The 19347-nt window shown below is 62.4% G+C and carries 16 protein-coding genes; 8 read left to right on the top strand and 8 right to left on the bottom strand.

The window, feature by feature from the left end; genetic code table 11:
• Nucleotides 1–77: 77 nt before the first annotated feature.
• Entirely contained in the window at nt 78–665 is a 588-nt protein-coding gene (locus FHT75_RS09630) for a TetR/AcrR family transcriptional regulator (RefSeq protein ID WP_047613349.1), read from the bottom strand.
• Between the two features lie 98 nt (nt 666–763).
• On the opposite strand from FHT75_RS09630, the gene FHT75_RS09625 reads away from it, so the two are divergent.
• From FHT75_RS09625 to FHT75_RS09610, 4 genes are all read left to right on the top strand, one after another.
• Nucleotides 764–1882 (top strand): efflux RND transporter periplasmic adaptor subunit, encoded by a 1119-nt coding sequence (locus tag FHT75_RS09625; RefSeq protein ID WP_047613351.1) that lies wholly within the window; start codon nt 764–766, stop codon nt 1880–1882.
• Nucleotides 1882–4992, top strand: a complete 3111-nt coding sequence (locus tag FHT75_RS09620; RefSeq protein ID WP_047613352.1) for an efflux RND transporter permease subunit — start codon at nt 1882–1884, stop codon at nt 4990–4992. Before FHT75_RS09625 ends, FHT75_RS09620 begins: the two co-directional genes overlap by 1 nt.
• 18 nt (nt 4993–5010) lie before the next feature.
• Nucleotides 5011–5670, top strand: coding sequence for a TetR/AcrR family transcriptional regulator (locus FHT75_RS09615; protein ID WP_183844843.1), 660 nt, complete (start codon nt 5011–5013; stop codon nt 5668–5670).
• Nucleotides 5671–6048: 378 nt separating this feature from the next.
• Complete coding sequence (locus FHT75_RS09610) at nt 6049–6870, top strand: oxidoreductase (protein ID WP_047613355.1); 822 nt, start codon at nt 6049–6051, stop codon at nt 6868–6870.
• A 122-nt stretch (nt 6871–6992) separates the two neighbouring features.
• On the opposite strand, the gene purU is transcribed toward FHT75_RS09610, so the two are convergent.
• From purU to FHT75_RS09575, 7 genes are all read right to left on the bottom strand, one after another.
• Nucleotides 6993–7877 carry a formyltetrahydrofolate deformylase gene (gene purU, locus FHT75_RS09605; protein ID WP_183844844.1) on the bottom strand — a complete coding sequence of 295 codons (885 nt, stop codon included), beginning with the start codon at nt 7875–7877 and terminating at the stop codon, nt 6993–6995.
• A gap of 101 nt (nt 7878–7978) precedes the next feature.
• Entirely contained in the window at nt 7979–9286 is a 1308-nt protein-coding gene (gene glnT, locus FHT75_RS09600; protein WP_047611825.1) for a type III glutamate--ammonia ligase, read from the bottom strand.
• Nucleotides 9287–9377: 91 nt separating this feature from the next.
• Nucleotides 9378–10706, bottom strand: a complete 1329-nt coding sequence (locus FHT75_RS09595) for an FMN-binding glutamate synthase family protein (protein ID WP_003594873.1) — start codon at nt 10704–10706, stop codon at nt 9378–9380.
• A 14-nt stretch (nt 10707–10720) separates the two neighbouring features.
• Nucleotides 10721–11407: a GXGXG domain-containing protein gene (locus tag FHT75_RS09590; protein ID WP_047611831.1), complete on the bottom strand. Its 687-nt coding sequence runs from the start codon at nt 11405–11407 to the stop codon at nt 10721–10723.
• A gap of 55 nt (nt 11408–11462) precedes the next feature.
• Nucleotides 11463–12368, bottom strand: coding sequence for a class II glutamine amidotransferase (locus FHT75_RS09585; protein WP_047614492.1), 906 nt, complete (start codon nt 12366–12368; stop codon nt 11463–11465).
• Nucleotides 12369–12456: 88 nt separating this feature from the next.
• Nucleotides 12457–13140 (bottom strand): helix-turn-helix domain-containing protein, encoded by a 684-nt coding sequence (locus FHT75_RS09580; RefSeq protein ID WP_047611835.1) that lies wholly within the window; start codon nt 13138–13140, stop codon nt 12457–12459.
• Nucleotides 13141–13220: 80 nt separating this feature from the next.
• Entirely contained in the window at nt 13221–14180 is a 960-nt protein-coding gene (locus tag FHT75_RS09575) for a GlxA family transcriptional regulator (protein ID WP_047611837.1), read from the bottom strand.
• Nucleotides 14181–14266: 86 nt separating this feature from the next.
• Here FHT75_RS09575 and FHT75_RS09570 point away from each other — a divergent pair, with 86 nt between their 5' ends.
• The 4 genes from FHT75_RS09570 to FHT75_RS09555 are packed head-to-tail and all read left to right on the top strand — an operon-like array spanning nt 14267 to nt 19303.
• A complete protein-coding gene (locus FHT75_RS09570) occupies nt 14267–15517 on the top strand; it encodes a sarcosine oxidase subunit beta family protein (RefSeq protein ID WP_047611839.1) in 1251 nt (416 codons plus the stop codon).
• Between the two features lie 12 nt (nt 15518–15529).
• On the top strand, nt 15530–15811 hold the full coding sequence (locus FHT75_RS09565) for a sarcosine oxidase subunit delta (protein ID WP_183844845.1): 282 nt from the start codon (nt 15530–15532) through the stop codon (nt 15809–15811).
• On the top strand, nt 15808–18765 hold the full coding sequence (locus FHT75_RS09560) for a sarcosine oxidase subunit alpha family protein (protein WP_183844846.1): 2958 nt from the start codon (nt 15808–15810) through the stop codon (nt 18763–18765). Before FHT75_RS09565 ends, FHT75_RS09560 begins: the two co-directional genes overlap by 4 nt.
• Nucleotides 18758–19303: a sarcosine oxidase subunit gamma family protein gene (locus FHT75_RS09555; protein WP_047611845.1), complete on the top strand. Its 546-nt coding sequence runs from the start codon at nt 18758–18760 to the stop codon at nt 19301–19303. Before FHT75_RS09560 ends, FHT75_RS09555 begins: the two co-directional genes overlap by 8 nt.
• Nucleotides 19304–19347: the final 44 nt, after the last annotated feature.

Genomic DNA, 19347 nt, shown 5'->3' with positions numbered 1-19347 from the left:
GAATTCGCAGGTGAGGAGCGGTGAGGCCATTCGCCTGCGCTGATCCTTTTCGGCAACGACGGTGCAGAGCCGGGATCTCATTCCTCCGCTGTTTCGCCCGCGATGCGCTTGACGGCATCAGCCGCGGTTTCGAGCAGACGCTCCGACATGGCCTGATCGGTCATGATACGAGAGATGGTTACGGCGCCCACCATCAGGGACAGGACGACCATGGCCTTGTCATAGGGTTTCGTGCCGTCCGACGCCGGGATCAATTCGTCCAGAATCTGAAGATGCGCCTCGATGCCATTCTGGAACGGAACTCGCACCTCTTCACTCTGGCGCGCCGCATCAGACCCAAGCGCAGCCAAGGGGCAGCCATCACCTTTCTCTTCCTGGTGCCCGGTCGACAGATACATGCCGACAACCGCAGCGAAGGGATCGGCACTGCCGGCGGCAACCCTCGACCACCTGCGAATGGCGCTCTCCATTGCCCGCCCGGATGCCAGCGCCACAAGATCATCCTTCGATTCGAACTGCTTGTAGAACCCGCCTTGAGTGAGGCCGGCCCCTTTCATCAGGTCCTTCAGCCCGATGCCGTCGAAGCCATGCTCCCGGAAGAGCCGGCTTGCGACATTGATCACCGTTTCACGATTGGCCTCGGCTTGAGCGCGACTGACTCTCATTGCGATCTCCAATTAGATTTCATTTGACATCTATAACAGAATTAGAGTTAGATCGCAATCTAATTTAGTGGCTGCGCCCGTCAAGAAGGCTTACTGACATGAACCGCAAAATCCTCCTCGCCTCTTTCGGCCTTCTGGCGGCTGCCAGCGCCGCGGCACTCGTCTTTGTCGGAGTACCCTCGGAAAAAAGCGCGCAAGCCGCCGATCCACGAATGGCGCCACCGTTCGTCAAACTGGTGGAGGCGAAGAAGCCGGAAACGGCCGAACGCACCTTTACGGGCACCATTGCCGCCCGGGTGCAGAGCAATCTCGGATTTCGTGTGCCCGGCAAGATCATGCAGCGTTATGTGGACGTTGGCGAGCAGGTCAAGGCCGGCCAGCCTTTGATGCGCATCGACGAGACCGATCTGCGTCTCGCACTGACGGCGAAGCACAATGCCGTCGTCTCCGCGCAGGCTGTGTTGACCCAGGCGCAAGCCGACGAGAGACGCTACGCTGCTTTGGCGAAAAGCGGATTGGCGGCGGCTTCGCCGCAGCGTTATGAACAGGCAAAGGCTGCGCTCGACACGGCGACTGCTCAACTGGCTGCGGCGGAAGCGGACGCAAGGGTCGCTGAAAACGCCGCAACTTACTCTCTGTTGGTTGCTGATGCAGACGGGACCATTGTCGAAACGCTCGGAGAGCCGGGGCAGGTCGTGACGGCGGGGCAAACCGTCGTCCGGCTCGCGCAGGCCGGTCCGCGCGAAGCGCTCGTCTGGCTTCCGGAGTCCCTGCGACCGCAAATCGGCGAGATCGCCGACGCCAGCATTTACGGAAACGAGAGCCGGCAGGACAAGGCGCGGCTTCGGCAGATTTCCGACGCTGCCGATCCTCAAACCCGCACCTATGAGGCGCGTTGGGTTCTGGATGGCGCCGCAGCGTCGGCGCCGCTGGGTGCGACGGTGACGATCAGAATCTCCAACAGCAGCGGCCAATCACATGCCGCGGTGCCGGTCGGCGCCGTCTTGGACGATGGCAGCCGAACCGGCGTCTGGGTCTTCGATGAGACATCTTCGACCGTCCACTTCAGGCAGGTGAAAATCGAACAGATGGGTGAGGAGATGGCGGTGGTTTCCAGCGTCAAATCAGGCGAGCCGGTCGTCGCTCTCGGCGCCCATCTGCTGCAGGACGGCGCCAGCGTGCGCACCAAGGTAGAACAGGCAGAGGCGGCAAACTGATGAGCTTCAATCTTTCCGCGCTCGCCGTTCGCGAGCGGGCCGTTACGCTGTTCTTCATCGTTCTGCTGGCCGCCGCCGGCGCCTATGCCTTCGTCAAGCTCGGGCGCGCCGAGGACCCCTCCTTCACCATCAAAACCCTGACCGTGACAGCCGTGTGGCCAGGCGCGACAGCGCGAGAAATGCAGGATTTGGTCGCAGAGCCGCTGGAGAAGCGCCTACAGGAGCTCACCTGGTACGACCGCGTCGAGACGACAACGCGGCCGGGATACGCCTTTTTGACCGTCACGTTGAAGGACAGCACGCCGGCCACTGAAGTCGAGGAGGAGTTCTATCAGGCCCGAAAGAAGCTTGGAGACGAGGCGCGGAACCTGCCCCGGGGCGTGCTCGGTCCCTTTGTCAATGACGAGTATTCGGATGTCAGCTTCGGTCTTTATGCGCTGAAGGCCAAGGGCATGCCGATGCGTGAGCTCGTGCGCCAGGCCGAGGTGATCCGCCAGGATCTTCTGCATGTCCCGGGCGTCAAGAAGATCAACATCCTCGGAGAGCGGCCCGAACAGATCTTTGTTGAATTCTCCTATGCCAAGCTCGCCACCCTCGGCATTTCGGCCCAGGACATTGCGGCCGCCTTACAGCGGCAAAACACCGTGACGCCGGCGGGATCGATCGATACGCGCGGCCCGCAGGTCTTCATTCGGTTCGATGGCGCCTATGACAGCATCCAGGCGATATCAGACACGCCGATCGTCGCGGCCGGGCGCACGTTGAAGCTCTCGGATTTTGCCGAAGTGCGGCGCGGTTACCAGGATCCGGCCACCTATCTCATCCGCCATGACGGCGAGCCCGCCATCATGCTGGCCGCGGTGATGCAACAGGGCTGGAATGGTCTGGAGCTTGGCAAGGCGCTGGAGGAAAGATCCTCCGAAATCGCAAAGACCCTGCCGCTCGGCATGACGCTGGCCAAGGTCAGCGACCAGGCCGTCAACATCGAGGAAGCCGTCGGCGAGTTCATGCTGAAATTCGCCATGGCGCTCGGCGTCGTGTTGTTCGTCAGCCTCGTCAGTCTCGGTTGGCGTGTCGGCATCGTCGTGGCTCTGGCCGTCCCGCTCACCCTTGCCGTCGTCTTCCTCATCATGCTGGAGACCGGCCGGTTCTTCGATCGCATCACTCTCGGTGCGCTCATCCTGGCGCTCGGGCTTCTCGTCGACGACGCCATCATCGCCATCGAGGTGATGGTGGTGAAGATGGAAGAGGGGATGGATCGGATCAAGGCGGCCGCCTATGCCTGGAGCCATACCGCGGCCCCGATGCTGTCGGGCACGCTCGTGACGATCATCGGGCTGATGCCGGTAGGCTTTGCCCGATCGACCGCCGGCGAATATGCCGGCAACATCTTCTGGGTCGTCGGCTTTGCCCTGATCGTCTCCTGGATTGTCGCAGTGATCTTCACGCCCTATCTCGGCGTCAAGATGCTGCCGGCGATCAAGCCGGTCGAAGGCGGCCATCACGCCATCTACAACACGCCGAACTACCGGCGCCTGCGGCGGTTGATCGAGTTCACCGTGCGCCACAAGTTCGTCACCTGTGCGGTGGTCGCAATCGCCATGGGAACCTCCGTCGTTGGAATGGGAGCGGTGAAAAAGCAGTTCTTCCCGACGTCGGACCGTCCCGAAGTCCTCGTCGAAGTCCGTATGCCCGAAGGCACCAGCATCGAGACGACGACGGCCACGGTCGAGAAGCTCGAAGGGTGGCTGCTGAAGCAGCCGGAGGCGAAGACCGTCACCAGCTATGTCGGCCAGGGCGCTCCTCGTTTCTTCTTTGCCATGGCGCCGGAATTGCCGGATCCGTCTTTCTCCAAGATCGTCGTGCTGACCCCTGACGCTCACACACGCGAGGTGTTGAAGCTTCGGCTGCGTGCGGCCATTTCGGACGGGTTCGCCCCCGAAGCCTATGTCCGCGTCACCCAACTCGTCTTCGGGCCTTACACGCCGTTTCCGGTCGAGTTCCGGATTACCGGCCCTGATCCGGAGCAATTGTACCAGATCTCCAAAAAAGCCCTCGACATCATGAAGAGCGTGCCCGATGTGCGTCAGGCAAACCGCGATTGGGGAAACCGCACGCCGGTGCTGCGCTTCGTTCCCGACCAGGATCGGTTGGGCCTGATCGGCCTGTCGCCGGCCGAGGCAGCCCAGCAGTTGCAATTGCTGCTGAGCGGAATTCCGATCACTGAGGTTCGCGAGAATATCCGCAGCGTGCCTGTCGTTGCACGCAGTGCCGGCGGAAACCGGCTTGACCCGTCACGATTGGCAGACTTCTCGCTGATGAGCCGTGATGGCCGGCAGGTTCCGCTCGATCAGATCGGCCACTCGGAAATCCGGTTTGAAGAACCGATCATGAAACGTCGCGACCGCACGCCTGTCATCACGATCCGGTCCGATATCAACGAGGCGTCACAGCCGCCCGAAGTATCGGAGCAGATTCTAAAGGCGCTTCAGCCGCTGATCGCCTCGCTTCCTGTAGGATATCGTATCGAGATGGGCGGAAACATCGAGGAATCGCTCAAGGCCAATGCCGCCCTCGTCAAAATCTTCCCGGCGATGATTGCCGCCATGCTGATCGTTATCGTGCTGCAGGTCCGCAGCCTGTCGACGATGACCATGGTCATGCTGACGGGGCCGCTCGGTCTTGCCGGGGCGGTTCCGGTCCTGCTCTTCTTCGACAAACCCTTCGGCTTCAATGCCATTCTCGGATTGATCGGGCTGGCGGGAATTCTGATGCGCAACACCCTGATCCTGACGGAACAGATCAAGGAGAACAAGGCAGCTGGTCTCGACGATTATCACGCCGTCATCGAGGCGACGGTGCAGCGGACGCGTCCCGTCATCCTGACGGCCCTTGCCGCCGTCCTTGCCTTCATTCCTCTCACCCACTCGGTGTTCTGGGGGTCGATGGCCTATACGCTGATCGGCGGAACGGCGGTCGGCACCGTGCTGATCCTGCTCTTCCTTCCCGCTCTCTACGCCAGCTGGTTCCGCATCAAGCCGACGAAAAATGAAAGCCATGAAAATTCGACGAAAGAGGTGGAAATACCGACAGCAATGGCTGCCGAGTGATGTTCTCCGGGGGCGGCGATGAGTTTTGCGGACCCGATAGGAAGTGACCTTGAGCAGTCGCGGACGCGGATTCTCGAGGTGGCGGAAAGGTATTTCCGGCGGATCGGTTATCACAAGACGTCTGTCGCCGACATCGCCTCGGAGCTCGGAATGAGCCGGGCGAATATCTATCGCTTCTTTCCCTCGAAGACGGCGATCAACAGTTCCGTCTGCGGCATTGTCGTCAAAGAGGTTGCTGAAATCGCTCTGGCGATTGCACGATCGGATGCGCCGGCGAGCAAAAAGCTGGCTGATCTTTTGACCGCCATTCACCGGCACAGCGCGAGAACGCTGGTGGAGGACAGACCCATGCACCAATTGCTTGTCGCCGCCACGGATGGAAGTTGGGCAACCCTCAACGCACACAATGAGCAAATCCTGGCAATCCTCAAAGCGCTTGTCCGCGAGGGGCTGCAGACAGGCGAGTTCAAGGTCGACGACGCCGACGAAGCGGCGCACGGCATCGTCACCGCCTTCTTGCCGTTTTCCCACCCGGTTCTGGTCGAACAGCGCGTTCAGGAGGGTGAGGCCACCGCAGGCAGCGTCCATGCCCAAATCCGCTTCATCATGAAAGCGCTCGGCACGTCGGACCGCGAGACGGTGGGTCGATCTCCCGCAGCCGAAATCGCGACGGCCTGATCAAGGAATTCTTCGCGGCAGGCACGAGCCTGACTCACGACGAAATGGTCGCTCGAAACCGAGCGGGAACGGCCGCTCCGAAATCCTGAATCCATTGAGGTTCATGCTGCTCCGAGCCGTAATGTCGGCGGGCCTTCGGGCTCGGCGCCATGCTCCAGCGCGTTTGGAGGCGCGATCATCGGAAAAAATCTCCGTAAAGCAAAAAGTGCTTGATTTTATATTTCGATTGACATCTAAAGCAAGAATAGATGTCGATCGAAATCTTACGCGCTGAGATGCAGGTTCTGAGAAGCTGTCCTTTGGCGACAGGGGTGAAAAGTTCCGACCTTCTATTGAAGCACGTAATCAACCACTCGCGCCAAGAGCCAAGGAGCATGCATGTCTCAAAACAGAGTTGTCGTTATCACCGGAGCATCCTCCGGAATAGGTGAAGCGTCAGCCCGCCTTCTTGCGCAAAACGGCTTCCAGGTCTTTGGCGGCGTACGCAACCCCAGCCGTGTCAACGCCATTCCCGGCGTGCGCTATGGGACTGTCGACGTGACCGATGACGCCTCGGTCTCCAATTTTGTTCAATGGGTTTTGTCCGAGGCAGGCAGGATCGACATTCTGATCAACAATGCCGGCGTTTCGCTGATCGGCCCTGTCGAGAACACGTCGCCTTCCGAAGCGCAAACGGTATTCGATACCAATGTTTTCGGCCCTCTGCGCATGATCCGCGCTGCTTTGCCCTCGATGCGCGCCGCTCGCAGCGGGCTGATCATCAATATCAGTTCGGTCCTCGGCTTCCTGCCTGCACCGTTCATGGGAATATATGCCAGCAGCAAGCATGCACTCGAAGGATTGTCGGAGTCGCTGGATCATGAGATTCGCGAGTTCAACGTGCGCGTCGTGCTGCTTGAACCGACGTTCACCAACACCAAGCTCGATGTAAACGCGGCACAGACCGAGGCACCCCTGGGAGCCTACGCGGCGCAGGCTGATGCGACCATCAAGACGTTACAAGCCCAGATCAAAACCGCGCCGTCGGCTGTGACAGTCGCGGAGAAGATATTGGCGGTAATCAACGGCCCATACAAAATGCGTCAACCGGTCGGCGGCCAGGCGACGCTTCTAAGCCGGTTGCGCAGGTTTATGCCGGCAAACGCGGTCGACAGCAGCCTGCGCAAGACATTCGGCTTCGGAAAGCGTACTGCGGCCTGAGTCTTGCCCAAACTTCCAGACGTCGTCGGCTCACCGGCCTTCTTTACTGAGCGCCAAAAGTCCAGCGCGCCCGAGTGACTGGCGGAATAGGCTTGTCTAAATTTCCGGCTGGCCGGCCGCCCTCAGCCCATGCGTTCGGAGGCATAGCTTCCCGGGCTTGCCGGGAAGACGACGGTGCGGTTGCCGTTGATGAAGGTGCGGTGGTGGATATGGGCGTGGATGGCGCGGGCCAGCACCTGGCTTTCGACGTCGCGGCCGATCGAGACATAGTCGTCGGGCGACTGCGCATGGGTGATGCGCGCCGTGTCCTGCTCGATGATCGGGCCTTCGTCGAGATCGGCGGTGACGTAATGCGCCGTCGCCCCGATCAGCTTGACGCCGCGGCCATAGGCCTGCTTGTAGGGGTTGGCGCCTTTGAAGGACGGCAGGAAGGAATGGTGGATGTTGATGATCTTGCCCGACATCTGCTTGCAGAGCTGGTCGGAGAGCACCTGCATGTAGCGGGCGAGCACGATGAGCTCGGTGCCGGTCTGGTTGACGAGATCGACGAGTTGGGCTTCGGCCTGCGGCTTGTTCTCCTTGGTCACCTTGATGTGGTGGAAGGGGATGTCGTGATTGACCACGACCTTCTGGTAGTCGAAATGGTTGGAGACGACGCCGACGATGTCGATCGGCAGGGCGCCGATCTTCCAGCGGTAGAGCAGGTCGTTGAGACAATGGCCGAAGCGCGACACCATCAGCAGCACCTTCATGCGCTCTTCGCTGTCGTGAAACTCGTAATCCATCTCGAAGGGCGCTGCGACGGCGGCAAAACCGGCGGCGATGTCGGCGCCCGACAGGTTCTCTTCCGAAATGAAGCTGACCCGCATGAAGAACTTGCCGGTATCGAGATCGTCGAACTGCGAGCTGTCGATGATGTTGCAGCCCTTCTGCGCCAGATAGCTCGAAATCGCCGCAACGATGCCGCGCGTCGATTTGCAGGATACGGTGAGTACGACGTTTTTCATGCTGCCTTTTCCTCCGCCGTTTCCGGCGCGCCGTGGTTCGATGGAGCCGGAACATTGCGGTTCCGGCCCTTCAGCCCATTATCCATAGCTGCGCAGGACGCTCAGATGTCGAGCGTGCTGTCGCGTTCCCATTGGGTGAAATGCGAGCAATAGGCATTCCATTCCCGATGCTTGAGCTTGAGGTAGGCGGCGGAAAATTCCGATCCGATCGCCGCCTTCAGGCCCTCGTCGGCATCATAGGCGCGCAGCGCGTCGAGCAGGTTGAGCGGCAGGCGCGGCGCGTCCTTCACCAGATGGCCCTCGGCATACATGTCGATATCGTGGTGCGGGCCGGGGTCGGCCTGGCTGCGGATGCCGTCGAGGCCGGCGGCGATGATGATCGCCTGCAGGAGGTACGGGTTGACCGCCCCGTCCGGCAGGCGCAGCTCGAAGCGTCCCGGTCCCGGCACGCGCACCATATGGGTGCGGTTGTTGCCCGTCCAGGTGACGGTGTTCGGCGACCAGGTGGCGCCCGATGTGGTGCGCGGCGCGTTGATGCGCTTGTAGGAATTGACCGTCGGATTGGTGATCGCGGCGAGCGCGGAGGCGTGCTTCATGATGCCGCCGAGGAAGGTTTTACCCTGAGCGGAGAGCCCGAAGGCCATTTCCTTGTCCGCGAAGGCGTTGACCTTGCCATCGATGTCCCAGACCGAGATGTGGGCATGACACCCGTTTCCGGTCAGGCCCTTGAAGGGCTTCGGCATGAAGGTGGCGCGAAGGCCGTGCTTTTCGGCGACCGACTTGACCATGAACTTGAAGAAGGAGTGCTTGTCCGCCGTCTGAAGCGCGTCGTCATATTCCCAGTTCATCTCGAACTGGCCGTTCGCGTCCTCGTGATCGTTCTGATAGGGCTTCCAGCCGAGCTCGAGCATGTAGTCGCAAATCTCGGCGATGACATCATAGCGACGCATCACGGCCTGCTGATCATAGCAAGGCTTCTCGGCTGTATCGAACTGGTCTGAAATCACCGAGCCGTCGGCAGAGATGAGAAAGAACTCGGGCTCCACGCCGGTTTTTACCCGCAGCCCCTCTTTCGCAGCCTCGGCGACCAGCTTTTTCAGCAGAACGCGCGGGGCCTGTTCGACAGGCTGATCGTCCATGACGCAGTCGGCGGCAACCCATGCGACGTCCTTTTTCCAGGGCAGCTGGATGACGGAGGAAGCATCGGGGACCGCGAACAGGTCGGGATGGGCAGGCGTCAGATCGAGCCAGGTTGCAAAGCCCGCAAAGCCGGCGCCATCTTTCTGCATGTCGGCGATGGCTTCGGCGGGGACCAGCTTGGCGCGTTGGCCGCCGAACAGGTCGGTGTAGCTGATCATGAAATATTTGATGCCTTTTTCGGAGGCGTATTGCGAGAGGTCCAGTGTCACGTTTGTCCCCTTGTATTGACCTTATGTAATGATCTTAGACACTTGATGATGAAGCCGGCCGCATCCTCCCAAACGCGCCCGGCCGGCGTTTTTAGAAACCGGTCTTGCCGGGGATCCAGTTGGTGCCGGCGAGCGGCACCTGCGCCATGGCCGATGCCTCGATCGTCAGTGCGACGAGGTCTTCCGGCTCGAGATTGTGCAGGTGGTTCTTGCCGCAGGCACGCGCGATCGTCTGGGCCTCGAGCGTCATGACCTTCAGGTAGTTGGCGAGGCGGCGGCCGGCCGCAACCGGGTCGAGGCGTTTGGCAAGCTCCGGGTCCTGGGTGGTGATGCCGGCCGGATCCTTGCCCTCATGCCAATCGTCATAGGCGCCGGCCGTCGTGCCGAGCTTTTGATATTCCTCTTCCCAATGCGGATCGTTGTCGCCGATCGCCACGAGCGCCGCCGTGCCGATCGCGACCGCGTCGGCGCCCAGCGCCAGGGCCTTGGCAACGTCGGCGCCGGAGCGGATGCCGCCCGAAACGATCAGCTGCACCTTGCGATGCATGCCGAGATCCTGCAGCGCCTGGACAGCCGGACGAATGCAGGCGAGCGTCGGCATGCCGACATTCTCGATGAAGACGTCCTGCGTCGCCGCCGTGCCGCCCTGCATGCCGTCGAGCACGACGACGTCGGCGCCGGCCTTCACCGCAAGAGCGGTGTCGTAATACGGACGCGCGCCGCCGACCTTGACGTAGATCGGCTTTTCCCAGTCGGTGATCTCGCGCAGCTCCATGATCTTGATTTCCAGATCGTCGGGGCCGGTCCAGTCCGGATGGCGGCATGCCGAGCGCTGGTCGATGCCCTTGGGCAGGTTGCGCATATTGGCGACGCGGTCGGAGATCTTCTGACCGAGCAGCATGCCGCCGCCGCCGGGCTTGGCGCCCTGGCCGACCACGACTTCGATCGCGTCGGCGCGGCGCAGGTCCTTCGGATTCATGCCGTAGCGCGACGGCAGGTATTGGTAGACCAGCGTTTGCGAATGGCCGCGTTCCTCATCCGTCATGCCGCCGTCGCCTGTCGTGGTCGACGTACCGGCGATTGTCGCACCGCGGCCGAGCGCTTCCTTGGCATTGCCGGACAGCGCGCCGAAGCTCATGCCGGCAATGGTGATCGGCGTCTTCAGCGTGATCGGCTTCTTGGCGAAACGCGAGCCGAGCACCACTGTCGTGTCGCACTTCTCGCGGTAGCCTTCGAGCGGATAGCGCGAGATCGAGGCGCCGAGAAACAGCAGGTCGTCGAAATGCGGAACCTTGCGCTTGGTGCCGGCGCCGCGGATGTCATAGATACCGGTCGCGGCCGCGCGGCGGATTTCGGCGAGCGTATAGTCGTCGAAAGTCGCGGACTTGCGTGGCGGGGTATAGGGGTTGTGATAGCTCATGGGGGTCCCTCGCCTCAATACGCGTCGGCGTTGTCGATGTTGAAATTGTAAAGCTTGCGGGCGGAGCCATAGCGCTTGAACTCTTCGGGCCTGACGTCCGTAACCCCGGCGCGATCGAGCAGCTCGGCAAGCTTGTCCAGATGTTCCGGCCGCATTTCTTTCTCGATGCAGTCGGAGCCGAGGCTCTTGACCTCGCCGCGGACGAACAGCTTGGCTTCGTAGAGCGAATCCCCCAACGCGTCGCCGGCGTCGCCCAGCACGACCAGATGGCCGGACTGACCCATGAAGGCCGACATGTGGCCGATGCTGCCATGAACGACGATGTCGATGCCCTTCATCGAAATGCCGCAGCGCGAGGCCGCGTTGCCCTTGATGACGAGCAGGCCGCCGCGGCCGGTGGCGCCGGCATATTGGCTGGCGTCGCCCTCGATGACGACGGTGCCGGACATCATGTTTTCGGCAACGCCCGGACCGGCCGAACCATGAACCGTCACCCTGCCGCCGTCATTCATGCCGGCACAGTAATAGCCAACCGATCCTCTGACAGCGACCGTGACGGGGCTGTCGATGCCAACGGCGACGGCATGACTGCCGCGCGGGTTGATGACTTCGAATTCAGTGTCGTTGGCACCCTGGGAAAGGGCGTGCAGCGCGCTGTTCAATTCGCGAAGAGGCGTGTTGGAAAGATCGAATGTGGGCATTTATTCCTCGTTGGTCCGAGACGGTTTGCGCCGGCTCCTGCTTTTCAGGCGTCCTTCAGGCGGCCTTGTCGTGATCCCAGAAGTAAACCGTTGCCGGCTCCGGCTCCCAGACACGGGCATTCTCGATGCCGGGAAGGTTGACCAGCGCGCGGTATTCCGAGCCGAAGGCGACATACTGATCCGTCTCGGCCATGACGGCGGGCTTGCAGGCGATCGGGTCGCGCACCACGCCGAAGCCGGACTTGGTACCGACGACGAAGGTGAAGAAGCCGTCGAGATCGTCGAGCGCGCCCGTCAGCGCCTGGCCGAGATCCTTGCCCTTGGCCATTTCGGCCGTGAGATAAGCGGCGGCGACTTCGGAATCGTTCTGCGTCTCGAAGGTCATGCCTTCGCGCACCAGTTCGCGACGCAGGTTATTGTGGTTGGACAGCGAGCCATTGTGCACGAGGCACTGGTCGGCGCCGGTCGAAAACGGATGCGCGCCGAGCGTGGTGACCGCCGATTCCGTCGCCATGCGGGTATGGCCGATGCCGTGGGTTCCGCTCATCGCGCGGACGCCGAAGCGCGCCACGACGTCTTTCGGAAGGCCGATCTCCTTGTAGATTTCGACACTTTCGCCCGATCCCATCAGGCGGACCGCCGGGCGGATCTCTTCGAGCGCCTTGCGCACATTGCCAAGCTTGGACGCGTCCAGCTCGATGACCGCGTGCGTGCTCTTGATCGAGACGTCGGCTTTGATGCCGGCCTTCTCAAGGTCGCCGGCGAGGCCGTCGAAATCCGCGCTCGGATTGGCCGACTGGATGGTGATTTTTGCCCTGCCTTCGGCGGAGCCGCCATAGATGGCGATGCCGGCCGAGTCCGGACCGCGATCGGTCATGGTTATCAGCATATCCGAGAGCAGATTTCCGAGCTGAGGCTCAAGGCTCTTGTCCTTGAGGAACAGTCCAACGATGCCGCACATAGGTGTGCCTCCTTTCATGTTGAGAAAGGACTAGCAGGTCTACATCAGGACATCAACTGGGAGGAATAAACTTTTCTTCTAAGGCAAGTCAGCTCTTGGAGTTCTGCTGGGGATAACTGATGATCGAGAGGTACTTGCTCGGCAGTTTCATCAGCTGCTCCGGCCCATGCGGCGCGTCGGCGTCGAAGAACAGGCTATCGCCCGGCTGCATCTGGAAAAGCTGGTCGCCGTGGCGATAGATCACTTCGCCTTCGAGCATGTAGAGAAACTCCATGCCCTCGTGCTGGAAGGTCGGGAAAATATCGGAATCGGCGGTCAGCGTGATCAGATAGGGCTCGACGATGACGCCGCTGGTATTGTTGTCGATATGGCCGAGCAGATTATATTGGTGGCCGGCACGCGTGCCGCGCCGCTCGAGCTCGATGCCCTGCCCCGCCTTGACGAAGACGGCATTGCGCGGTTCCTCGAAGCGGCGGAAAAAGGCGGTCAGCGGCACGCCGAGCGCCCGCGACAGCGATTGCAGCGTCGTCAGCGACGGCGAGATGTTGCCGTTCTCGATCTTCGACAGCATGCCGAGCGAAATGCCGGTCGCGGCCGCCAGATCGGTGACCGTGATGCCGAGTTTCTTGCGGTAGGCGCGGACCTCATGGCCGATCGCCATTTCGAGGTTATTCTCCTTCGGCTCCCGGACGGCGTGCGGATCCTGGGAAAAGGGCGCGCGTCCGCCATGCGCCTGTTCCGGTTGCTCTGCCGCTTCACGCTTGGATTTCATGGATTTTCCACCGCCGCCTTCTCTTTGCTCTGAAGGCAACCCTATCGCCATAGTGAAAATTCCTCAACCGTGAAGAAAACCTATTCCCGCCGCGCCGCGCGCGGAGCGTTGCCGTAGACGGCGCGGAACATCCGGGAAAAGTGGCTTAGGCTGGAAAAACCGGTGGCGACCGCGATTTCCGAGACGGAAAGCGGGCTCTGTTTCAGCAGGCGATGGGCATGCTGCAGCCTGATCCTGCGATATTGATCGAGGAAAGTGGTGCCGAGATGGGCGGCAAAGAGCCGGTCGAGATGGCGGGCGGTGACGCCGGCGATGCGCGCCATGGCCGCACGCTCAAGCGGCATCTCGATCGTCTCCTCCATCCGTTCGAGAACGCTGAGCAAGCCGGGATGATGGACGCCGTAACGTTCGGCCAGCGAGGCGCGCTGGGGTGCCGCCGGCTCGTTGATCTCGGTATGAAGGTACCAGTCGCTGACCCGGCGGGCGAAATCCGGTCCCATGCGCTCGGCGATCAGCACATGCATCATGTCCAGCGGGGCGATGCCGCCGCCGCAGGTGATCCGGTTGCCGTCGATCATGAAGCGCGCCTGGCGCGGCGTGAGGTCCGGGAAGGCTTCGAGAAGGGCGGCTGCATGCTCCCAGTGGATGGTGAAGTCGCGGCCGCCCAGCAATCCGGCGGCGGCCATCAGATAGGGGCCGCCCGAGATGCCGCCGATCCGCACACCTTCGCGCGACAGCTGCCGCAAGCAGGCAAGCACACCGGGATATCGCCAGTCGCGCGGTGACCCGCCGGCGCAGACAAAGGCTGTTCCAAGTCCCGAGCCTCTGACCGGCAGAGGTTCGGCGGGAACGCTGGTGCCCGAGGAGGAAAGCGCCGCTGCACCATCCGGCGAGAAGATCCGCAGCCGATAGATCTCGCGCCCGGCCAGAAGATTTGCCGCCCTGAGCGGCTCCGTCGCCGAGGCGTAGGACATCAGCGCAAATCCCGGGATAAGGATGAAGCCGATCGTCTGCGCATTTCTGCTATCAAGTGAGGACATGTCTCTTTCTTAGCGATTTATGTCCTTATCGTGCAAGTCTGCTTGCTCCTTTCTGGCATCATGCAGCTGTTCTTTCCGGGTGACCCATGCGCTATTCCGCTCTTTCGATTTTTCTGAACGGCCTTCGCGGCAACAAGGGCTGGGCGCCTGCATGGCGCGATCCGGCGCCGAAGCCGCATTACGACGTCATCATCGTTGGCGGCGGCGGTCATGGTCTTGCCACCGCCTATTATCTCGCCAAGGAGTTCGGCGTCACCAATGTCGCCGTCCTCGAAAAGGGCTATCTCGGCTCCGGCAATATCGGCAGGAACACGACGATCATCCGTTCGAATTACCTGCTATCAGGCAACAATCCCTTCTACGAGCTGTCGATGAAGCTCTGGGAAGGGCTGGAGCAGGACTTCAACTTCAACGCCATGGTCTCGCAGCGCGGCGTGCTCAACCTCTTCCATTCCGATGCGCAGCGTGATGCCTATACGCGCCGCGGCAACGCCATGCGGCTGCACGGCGTCGACGCCGAGCTTCTCGACCGGCAGGCGGTGCGCCGGAAATTGCCCTTCCTCGATTTCGACAATGCCCGTTTCCCCATCATGGGCGGCCTGTTCCACCCGCGCGGCGGCACGGTGCGCCACGATGCGGTCGCCTGGGGTTATGCGCGCGGCGCAGACAGCCGCGGCGTCGACATCATCACCCAGTGCGAGGTGACCGGTATCCGCCGCGAAAATGGTCAGGTGACCGGCGTCGAGACCAGCAGAGGCTTCATCGGCTGCGGCAAGCTGGCGCTGGCGGCGGCCGGTAATTCCACCGTCGTTGCCGATATGGCAGGCCTGCGGCTGCCGATCGAAAGCCATGTGCTGCAGGCCTTCGTCTCCGAAGGGCTGAAGCCCTTCATCGATACGGTCGTCACCTTCGGCGCCGGGCATTTCTACGTATCCCAGTCCGATAAGGGCGGCCTCGTCTTCGGCGGCGATATCGACGGCTATAATTCCTATGCCCAGCGCGGCAACCTCGCGTCGGTCGAACATGTCGCCGAGGCCGGGCTGGCGATGATCCCGTCGCTGTCGCGCGTGCGTTATCTGCGCTCCTGGGGCGGCGTCATGGATATGAGCATGGACGGCTCGCCGATCATCGACCGCACCCATATCGACAATCTCTACCTCAATACCGGCTGGTGTTACGGCGGCTTCAAGGCGACACCCGCCTCCGGCTTCTGCTACGCCCATCTGATCGCCCGCAACACGCCGCATCAGACCGCCCGCGCCTTCCGGCTCGACCGTTTCGCGCGCGGCTATCCGATCGACGAAAAGGGCGTCGGCGCCCAGCCCAATCTGCACTAAGGACATTCGACCATGGCAAGCCTGATTTCATGTCCCCATTGCGGTGCCCGGCCCAAGGAGGAATTTTCGATCCGCGGCGATGCCAGCCGTGCCAGGCCGGCGCCGGATGCCGGCGCGGATGCCTGGTTCGACTATGTCTATCTCCGTGACAATCCGCGGGGCCGGCACAGCGAATACTGGCACCACGCCTCCGGATGCCGCCGCTGGCTGATCGTCGAACGCGACACCGTCACCCATGCGGTCCACGGCGTCAGGGATGCCGCGCTCTCCAAGCTCGGCGGAGAACCGGCATGACGAGTTTCCGTCTTTCCTCCGGCGGCCGGATCGACCGCGCCACAACGCTCGGCTTCACCTTCGACGGCAGGCCGCTCGAAGGCCATCCGGGCGACACGCTCGCCTCGGCGCTGCTCGCCAACGGCGTCCAGCTCGTCGGCCGCAGCTTCAAATATCACCGCCCGCGCGGCATTCTGACGGCGGGGGCTGCCGAACCGAACGCGCTGGTGACGACAGGCAGCGGCGGGCGCACCGAACCGAATACACGCGCGACGATGATCGAGCTTTATCAGGGGTTGACGGCAAAGAGCCAGAACCGCTGGCCCTCTCTCGGCTTCGATATCGGCGCGGTCAACGGGCTGCTGTCGCCCTTCCTCAGCGCCGGCTTCTATTACAAGACCTTCATGTGGCCGGCGGCCCTCTGGGAAAAGCTCTACGAGCCGGTGATCCGCAAGGCGGCGGGCCTCGGCAGAGCCTCCTACGAAGCCGATCCTGATTCCTACGAGAAATGCTGGGCGCATTGCGATCTGCTGGTGATCGGCGCCGGCCCTGCCGGCCTTGCCGCAGCGCTGACCGCCGGCCGGGCCGGCGCGCGCGTCATCCTCGCCGACGAGGGAGCCGAACTCGGCGGCAGCCTGCTTTCCGAGACCGGCACCGTCGACCGCAAGCCGGCGGACACTCTTCTCGGCGAACTGCTGACCGAACTCGAAGGCCTGGCGAATGTGCGCCGCCTGCCGCGCATGACGGTGTTCGGCTGGTACGACGACAATGTCTTCGGCGCCGTCGAACGGGTGCAGAAGCATGTAGCGATGCCCGATCCGGATCGTCCGGTCGAACGCTTGTGGCGCATCGTCGCCCGCCAGGCGATTCTCGCGACCGGCGCCGAAGAGCGGCCGCTCGTCTTCGGCGGCAACGATATTCCCGGTGTGATGATGGCAGGCGCCATGCGCAGCTATCTCAATCGGCAGGCGGTCGCGCCGGGCCAAAGCACGGTGATCTTCACCACCAACGATACCGGATATGACACCGCCGCCGACCTTGAAGCCTCCGGCCTTCGAGTTGCGGCGATCATCGACAGCCGCGCCGATGGCGGCAAGAGCTGGCAGGGCCGTGCCGAGGTTCTGCGGGGCGCCCGGGTGATCGATGCGTTCGGCGGCAAGCGCCTGCACGGCGTCAGCGTCGAAACCGCAGCCGGCACCCGCCGGATCGAAGCGGATGCGCTTGCCATGTCGGGCGGCTGGAGCCCGATCATCCACCTTGCCTGCCATCGCGGTGCGAAACCGCAATGGTCGGACGAGGCCTCGGCGTTTCTGGCGCCTGTTCAGCAGGAAGGCCTTGCCGTTGCCGGCTCGGCTGCCGACATGGGGCAAACCACGGCCTGCCTCGGCGATGGCGCCGCAAAAGCTGCTGCCGCGTTGAAGGCGATCGGTTTCGGCACGGCGGAGCCGGCCTTTGCCGCGGCGTCCGAGACGGATGCACACGCAAAGCCGCTCTGGTCGGTCAAGGGCTCGAAGGGCAAGGCTTTCGTCGACTATCAGAACGATGTGCACTTAAAGGATCTCGGCCTCGCCGTCCGCGAAGGCTACGGCCATGTCGAACTCGCCAAGCGCTACACCACATCAGGCATGGCGACCGACCAGGGCAAGCTTTCCAATATCAACGCCATCGGCATTCTCGCCGAGGCGCGTGGCGTGTCGCCCGCCGAGGTGGGAACGACGACCTTCCGGCCCTTCTATACGCCGGTCTCCTTCGGCGCTTTGACCGGGGCATCGCGCGGCAAACATTTCCAGCCGGCGCGCAAATCGCCGCTGCATGGCTGGGCAGAGAAAAACGGCGCGGTCTTCGTCGAAACCGGCCTCTGGTATCGTTCTTCCTGGTTCCCGCGCGTGGGCGAAACGACGTGGCGCGAAAGCGTCGACCGCGAAGTATTGAACATCCGCAAAAATGCCGGCCTTTGCGACGTCTCGACCCTCGGCAAGATCGAAATCTTCGGCAAGGATGCGGCTGCCTTCCTCGATCGCATCTATTGCAACGGCTTCGCCAAGCTTGCCGTCGGCAAGGCGCGTTACGGCATCATGCTGCGCCAGGATGGCTTCATCTATGACGACGGCACCACCAGCCGCTTCAGCGACGATCATTTCTTCATGACGACGACAACAGCACTTGCCGCCGGCGTTCTGACCCATCTCGAATTCTGCGCCCAGACGCTCTGGCCGGAGCTCGACGTCTGCTTCGCCTCCTCCACCGATCAATGGGCGCAGATGGCCGTTGCCGGGCCGAAGTCGCGCGCCATCCTCTCCGAGATCGTCGACGAGGATCTGTCGGATGCGGCCTTCCCCTTCATGAGCGCCCGCAAGGTCTCGCTCTTCGGCGGCCGGCTCGAAGGCCGGCTCTTCCGGATCTCCTTCTCCGGCGAACTCGCCTACGAGCTGGCAGTACCGGCCGGCTACGGCGAAGGCGTTGCCGACGCGATCATGGCAGCCGGTGAGAAACATGGCATCTGCGCCTATGGTGCCGAAGCGCTCGGCGTCATGCGCATCGAGAAGGGCCACGTCACCCATGCCGAGATCAACGGCACGGTCACCCCAGGCGATCTCGGTTTCGGCCGCATGGTTTCGTCGACCAAGCCGGATTTCATCGGCAAGGCGATGCTTGCCCGCGACGGCCTGCAGGACCCCGAGCGGCCGCGCCTCGTCGGCGTCAAGCCGCTCAATCCGGCAAGCGGCTTCCGCACCGGCTCGCATATTCTTGCCGACGGCGTTGCGGCGACGCTCGAAAACGACCAGGGCTACGTGACATCAAGCGCCTTCTCGCCGACGCTCGGCCATACGATCGGCCTGGCGCTCGTCCGGCGCGGCCCGGAGCGCATCGGTGAAAAGGTGACGGTCTGGAACGGCCTGCGCAACGAATTCACCGATGCGGTACTCTGCCATCCCGTCTTCATCGATCCCGAAAACGAGAAGCTCCATGCCTGATCTTCCGCAACACAAACCGGTTCTGGCCGGAACGGTTTATAGTGGTATCTCGGAGGCAGGCATCCGGCTGCAAGCCTTACCGGAAGGCCATCTCCTGCATGTGCTCGGTGCGATCGAGCCATCCACGCTCGCTGCGGAATTGGCAAAGGCAGGCTTTGCCAAAAGTTCGATCCGCAAGGCGGGCTTCCGCCAATGGTTCGTCGCCGGCGACGAGCCGCTCACCCCGGCCAGCCTCGATGTTCTCGCCGCAGCGCTTGCCGGAAAAGCTTACGTCATGGACCAAAGCCACGGCCGTGTGCGCATCGGCATTTCCGGCCGTTCTTCGCGGGCGCTTCTCTCAAAGGGCACTGCCGTCGATCTCGATCCGTCCGTCTTCCCGGAAGGCCAATCGGCCATGACCATGGTCGGTCATCTCTCCGTGCAGATCGTCCGCACCGGCGATGACAGCTTCGAGCTCACGGTCCTGCGCAGCTTCGCCGAAAGCCTCTGGGACGATCTCACCCACATGGCGAAGAGCGGCGACAAGGACGGCGCATGAGGGCCGCCGTGCCGGCAACATCAGGTATGACGTTAACGGGACGC

Source organism: Rhizobium sp. BK112, assembly GCF_014193215.1.
Classification (GTDB): domain Bacteria; phylum Pseudomonadota; class Alphaproteobacteria; order Rhizobiales; family Rhizobiaceae; genus Rhizobium; species Rhizobium anhuiense.
Note: the sequence above shows the minus strand (reverse complement) of the source record. Positions and strands in the feature narration are given on the sequence as shown.

Coding starts and splice junctions, on each gene's coding strand:
- FHT75_RS09630 (WP_047613349.1), bottom strand. CDS start 665: ATGAGAGTCAGTCGCGCTCAAGCCGAGGCCAATCGTGAAACGGTGATC.
- FHT75_RS09625 (WP_047613351.1), top strand. CDS start 764: ATGAACCGCAAAATCCTCCTCGCCTCTTTCGGCCTTCTGGCGGCTGCC.
- FHT75_RS09620 (WP_047613352.1), top strand. CDS start 1,882: ATGAGCTTCAATCTTTCCGCGCTCGCCGTTCGCGAGCGGGCCGTTACG.
- FHT75_RS09615 (WP_183844843.1), top strand. CDS start 5,011: ATGAGTTTTGCGGACCCGATAGGAAGTGACCTTGAGCAGTCGCGGACG.
- FHT75_RS09610 (WP_047613355.1), top strand. CDS start 6,049: ATGTCTCAAAACAGAGTTGTCGTTATCACCGGAGCATCCTCCGGAATA.
- purU (WP_183844844.1), bottom strand. CDS start 7,877: ATGAAAAACGTCGTACTCACCGTATCCTGCAAATCGACGCGCGGCATC.
- FHT75_RS09595 (WP_003594873.1), bottom strand. CDS start 10,706: ATGAGCTATCACAACCCCTATACCCCGCCACGCAAGTCCGCGACTTTC.
- FHT75_RS09590 (WP_047611831.1), bottom strand. CDS start 11,407: ATGCCCACATTCGATCTTTCCAACACGCCTCTTCGCGAATTGAACAGC.
- FHT75_RS09585 (WP_047614492.1), bottom strand. CDS start 12,368: ATGTGCGGCATCGTTGGACTGTTCCTCAAGGACAAGAGCCTTGAGCCT.
- FHT75_RS09580 (WP_047611835.1), bottom strand. CDS start 13,140: ATGAAATCCAAGCGTGAAGCGGCAGAGCAACCGGAACAGGCGCATGGC.
- FHT75_RS09575 (WP_047611837.1), bottom strand. CDS start 14,180: ATGTCCTCACTTGATAGCAGAAATGCGCAGACGATCGGCTTCATCCTT.
- FHT75_RS09570 (WP_047611839.1), top strand. CDS start 14,267: ATGCGCTATTCCGCTCTTTCGATTTTTCTGAACGGCCTTCGCGGCAAC.
- FHT75_RS09565 (WP_183844845.1), top strand. CDS start 15,530: ATGGCAAGCCTGATTTCATGTCCCCATTGCGGTGCCCGGCCCAAGGAG.
- FHT75_RS09560 (WP_183844846.1), top strand. CDS start 15,808: ATGACGAGTTTCCGTCTTTCCTCCGGCGGCCGGATCGACCGCGCCACA.
- FHT75_RS09555 (WP_047611845.1), top strand. CDS start 18,758: ATGCCTGATCTTCCGCAACACAAACCGGTTCTGGCCGGAACGGTTTAT.